This is a genomic window from Methanomethylovorans sp. (assembly GCF_050177135.1).
In the GTDB taxonomy this organism is placed as follows: Archaea; Halobacteriota; Methanosarcinia; order Methanosarcinales; family Methanosarcinaceae; genus Methanomethylovorans.
The window spans coordinates 1-5148 of record NZ_JBFXHJ010000149.1 but is presented as its reverse complement, the minus strand read 5'-3'; the positions used below and the strand labels follow the sequence as shown (position 1 = coordinate 5148).

Below are 5148 nucleotides of genomic sequence, written 5' to 3'. Positions count from 1 at the left end.
ATATGAGAATCAGTTCTTTATTATGTCCAAAAATAATTCCTGTTTCAGGACAGGACTAGAACTCAGAAAAATAGCGTTTTGTTGTCAATAAGGAAGTAAAGTTGTATTTCAATGTTTACTCAATCCCTTTGTTCATATCATGTATCATAGTCTGTATTCTTCTCTATTACATTAAAGACTACAAAAAAACCCCCGGTTCAAAATACATACCGTTGCTTCTGAGTTCCATAGCATTTTATTCTTTTTTTTATGCACTTGAGATATCGTCTACCGATCTTCAAACACTTATGCTATTTTACAAGCTGGAATACATAGGTATCTCCTTTGTTCCTTTATTCTTCCTGTTATTTATAATGAGCTACAGTGGGAAAAAGAACATATTACCGATGCCCTTAATGGCTTTTTTTTTGGGAATTTCGATCACAACCATTCTGGTTGTTTTCACCACGGAACACCACACATTGTTCCACAGGATATACTATATAAATTATGATGGCTTGTTCCCGGTATTGGACTATGGTCCTGGTATATGGTACTGGGTGCATTTTTCATACACCATCCTCTGCACCATTCTGGGTCTTATTCTTCTTTTCAGTATGCTTCCAGGAACACTTCCCGTTTTCCGCAAACAGATCGCTATTGTAATACTCGGTTCCTCCATACCGCTTTCAACCCTTCTGATCCATCTGGCTGGAATGGCTCCATGGGGTATTGATCCTTCTCCCTTTTCCCTCACATTGAGTGCTATAATTATATTCATAGGATTTACACGATATAAATTGTTCAATCTGACCCCTCTGGCTCGGAGCCTGCTTTTTGAGAATCTCCCTGAAAGTGTCATAGTTTTTGATACGAAACAGAGAATTCTGGATTATAATAATTCTGCTATAAATGATCGGTACATAAAACCAAAGGACGTAGGAATGCATGTATCGGAATTGCCTGAACCATGGTGTGATCTTTTAAAAAGAAAAACTGATGCCACTGAAAAAAAGAATATCGAGATCGGGGAGGAAATTGAAGGTTTCCCATTCTGGTTCAATGTTACATTCCTGCCCTTGCATGACAAACGTGGGAATATTATGGGACAGATGGTGATCATAAGAGATATCACTAGCATTAAGAATCTGGAAGAATCCTTGCTTCAGGCAAAAGTTGTTGCTGAAACTGCAAGCCGCACAAAGAGCGAGTTCCTTGCCAACATGAGCCATGAACTACGTACTCCTCTGAATTCAATAATTGGTTTTTCGGACGCCATGCTGGAAGGATATTCTGGAGAACTTAGCCCTAAACAGGATCACTATCTTCAGCACATCTCAAACAGTGGCAAACAACTGCTCAACCTTATCAATGGAATACTGGACATCGCAAAAATAGAAGCCGGTAAGATGGAGCTTTCTCTTGAGACGATCTATATTGAGCCCCTTCTGACAGAGATATTGTCTACACTAAAGCCTCTTTCAATTAAGAAACAAATAAAGATAAGTATACAGAGAGAAAAAGACACAAATGCTGTAGTAGCTGATGAGGCAAAACTGAAACAGATCATATACAACTTGCTCGGAAATGCTATCAAGTTCACACCTGAAGGAGAGGTGATCAGCATTTGTATAGGGATGGTAGAGAAAATGGTACGCATCTCAGTTATTGACAGTGGCATCGGCATATCTCCGGAGGATCAGAAAAAACTGTTCAGGCCATTCACACAACTGGATTCGACTTACAGTCGCAGGTATCAGGGTACTGGTCTTGGACTTGCACTAACAAAAGAACTAGTTGAATTACATGGTGGCAGGATATGGGTGGAGAGCGAAGTAGGTAAAGGCTCTAAATTCTTTTTTGAAATACCAGCTGCTTAACTCAGTATATCTTCTATCCTTTGATCTGCAGGTATTGGTTGAAAAGATCATATTTTTCACATAGCAAGCATCTATGGTTGCAGAAAGAGCATCTTTTCATGAAGATATGATGGAATTGCAACAGCTTGGGATCTGTTGTTTTGAAGCCTTTTAGAAGAATGCAGATTCGCTATAAGGAAACCACAACAACATTTATTTACACTGTTTATATAGAACAGCTTAATCAACATATTTTTATATTACTATTGTATAACTACCATTACTATAAAATTAAAAATATAGATTAGCACTATTAAAACCATAGTAAGCTATCGGTGAGGGAACATGGCAAAAGTAATGATTGTGGATGACGCGGCTTTTATGCGCATGGTCATCAAGGATATTCTTACAAAGAACGGACATGAAGTTGTTGCAGAGGCTGTAGATGGTCTGGATGCAGTAAAGAAGTACCCACAGGTCAAACCGGAACTTGTATTCATGGACATAGTCATGCCTAATATGGAAGGTATCGATGCGCTCAAGAATATCATGGCTTCGAACCCGGATGCAAAAATAGTGATGTGCTCCTCTATTGGACAGCAGTCTGTAGTGACCGAGGCTCTGAAGATAGGGGCAAAGGACTTTATTGTAAAGCCATTCGATGCAAAGAAAGTACTTGAAGTAGTCAAAAAAGTAATGTAAATATGACCATACGTGTACTTGTTGTTGATGATTCTGCCCTGATGCGTAAGATAATTTCGGATATACTAAACAGTGATCCGGACATAAAAGTTATCGATACCGCTCGCAATGGTCAGGTAGCAGTGGAAAAGGTCGAGCAGCTCAGACCTGACGTGGTTACACTTGACCACGAGATGCCTGTGTTAGACGGCCTTCATGCTCTTGGATATATAATGAGCGAATGCCCCACACCCGTTATCATGCTTTCGGCCGCAGATGAAAAAGGGGCAGAATTGACATTGAATGCTTTTGAATATGGAGCAGTTGATTTTATTCAAAAGCCTTCCGGAACTATAAGCCGTGATATAGAACAGATCGCACAAGAGATCAGATCGAAAGTCAAAGCTGCTGCAAAGGCACAGCTCAAAAACCTGCATTTCATGGAAGAGCATGTGATAAGTTCCGATACGAGAAAAACACATCCTGATAGACAAAAACCAATATCTAATCCCTTAAAATCCAACCCCAGGCGTGTAATGACGAAGAAGATACTTGCAATAGGTTCATCAACCGGAGGGCCAAGAGCCCTTGAACAGGTGATTCCCAAGCTGCCTCAGGATCTGAGAGCTGCAGTGTTGGTGGTCCAGCATATGCCGGCGGGATTTACTGCATCGCTGGCACAACGGCTTAACTCCCAATCAGCATTGGAAGTAAGGGAAGCAAAAGATGGCGACCTGATACGGGAAGGTGTTGTACTCATAGCACCCGGTGACTATCACATGGAAGTAATTCAGAAGATGATAGATGGAAAGACAGTAGAAGTGATCTCACTTAACAAAGAACCCAGGGAATTGGGTGTCAGACCCTGCGTCAATGTGCTCTTCCGAACATTGGCCCCCATATATGGATCTAACATTCTTTCAGTTATCCTGACGGGTATGGGTATGGACGGAGCTGAAGGTGTGGAAATAATTAAGAACGCCGGAGGGAAGGCCATAGCGGAAGATGAGAGATCATGTGTTGTCTATGGGATGCCTAAGGCCATAGTTGATCGTGGGCTGGCAGATCGTATAGTACCTCTTGAGATGATAGCCACAACAATTCAGCAGCTCATATGAAGAGCATCATTAGATGATTGAAGGTCACTGTTGGTGGAAATTATGGAAATGTCGGAATACAAGGAAATATTCAAAGTTGAATCTGAAGAGCATCTTCAGCAACTTAATGAGGCGTTGCTAGGATTGGAACAAAACCCAAATGAGATGGAATATATCAATAATATGTTCCGTTCTGCTCATACCTTAAAGGGTATGTCTGCAACTATGGGATTCAATACAATCGCAGAACTCACTCATGAGATGGAAAACATCATGGATATGATCAGGAAGTCTCAGATAAACCTGACAGAAAAAATAATCGAGATCCAATTTGAGTGCCTGGACACCCTGGAAATGCTTGTTGAGAATATTGATAATCCTGATGCTGTGGACGTGTCCACACTGCAATGTAAACTCCATAGTATAATTATTCCACCTTCAAATGCACAGGATACAATGGCAGTTCCAGCACCTGTTACTAAACAGATAGATCCTGCTCCTGAAAAGAACATCGATACGGAAATTCCTCTAATTCCTGCTACCCAGAGTAGCAATATTACAGAACCATTGCCCTGCAAAGAAGTGATGAGCAAAGAAATTGAGTTCACTCAAGAAGAACTGGCTGAGATCCAGCATGCAAGATCAAGTGATCAAGAAGTATTTACCATTAAAGTGCTTCTTGACGAATCATGTGTACTTAAGGCAGCCCGTTCAAGCATGGTACTTATGAACCTGAATAAGGTAGGAAAAGTCATTAAAACCAAACCTTCAGAAAAAGAGCTTGAAGAAGAAAAATTCGATTTCAGCTTTGTGGTGGTTGTTGCAACTTCTGAAAGCATGGGATCGATACAACAAAAGATAGAGAACATTTCAGAAGTAAAAAAAGTTGAACTAATGACCCTGTATTCTCAAGAAGAAACTACTGATACACATACAGAAGATATTACGAAAGGGAAGGATGTAGATCCAACAAACAAAAATATTATACAACAGAAGAAAAACGAGTCCGTAAAGACCGGGCAGAGCATCAGGGTCAACATTGAAAGACTGGATAACCTCATGAACCTGGTCGGAGAACTCATCATCAATAAGATCAGACTGAACCAACTAGCCACAGGTATAAAATCAAAGGATCTTGAGGAGGCTCTTGGTACCCTGGACAGGCTTACCAATGAGATACAAACAGAGGTAATGGAATCAAGGATGGTTCCCATCGATCAGATATTTAGCCGTTTTCCAAGGATGATACGGGATCTGGCAAAGTCTGAAGGCAAACAGATCAATCTTATGATAGAAGGTAAGGAGATCGAGCTTGACAGAACAGTCCTTGACGAGATAGGCGATCCATTGGTACATTTGTTGAGAAATGCTGTGGATCATGGTATTGAATCACCTCAAGATCGTGCAAAAGCAGGCAAATCACCTGAAGGACTTGTACGCCTTGCAGCATCCCGACAAAGAAATACCGTGCTTATTGAAGTGCAGGATGACGGAAAAGGTATGGATCCTGCAAAATTAAGGGATGCTGCCGT

4 protein-coding genes are annotated in these 5148 nt (G+C 40.8%); all 4 read left to right on the top strand.

Annotated elements, in window-relative coordinates:
- Nucleotides 1-101 precede the first annotated feature (101 nt).
- A complete protein-coding gene (locus tag AB7U21_RS10205) occupies nt 102-1859 on the top strand; it encodes a histidine kinase N-terminal 7TM domain-containing protein (protein WP_428388786.1) in 1758 nt (585 codons plus the stop codon).
- A 324-nt stretch (nt 1860-2183) separates the two neighbouring features.
- The gene (locus tag AB7U21_RS10200; protein WP_321418032.1) at nt 2184-2540 is read left to right on the top strand and encodes a response regulator; all 357 of its coding nucleotides are present in this window, start codon (nt 2184-2186) and stop codon (nt 2538-2540) included.
- Between the two features lie 2 nt (nt 2541-2542).
- Nucleotides 2543-3637, top strand: a complete 1095-nt coding sequence (locus tag AB7U21_RS10195) for a protein-glutamate methylesterase/protein-glutamine glutaminase (protein ID WP_428388783.1) — start codon at nt 2543-2545, stop codon at nt 3635-3637.
- A gap of 42 nt (nt 3638-3679) precedes the next feature.
- Nucleotides 3680-5148, top strand: a 1469-nt coding sequence (locus tag AB7U21_RS10190) for an Hpt domain-containing protein (RefSeq protein ID WP_428388780.1), incomplete at its 3' end; no start/stop codon positions are given.

Excerpts from the sequence above, each read along its gene's own strand:
- AB7U21_RS10200 (WP_321418032.1), top strand. The coding sequence starts at position 2,184 with ATGGCAAAAGTAATGATTGTGGATGACGCGGCTTTTATGCGCATGGTC.
- AB7U21_RS10195 (WP_428388783.1), top strand. The coding sequence starts at position 2,543 with ATGACCATACGTGTACTTGTTGTTGATGATTCTGCCCTGATGCGTAAG.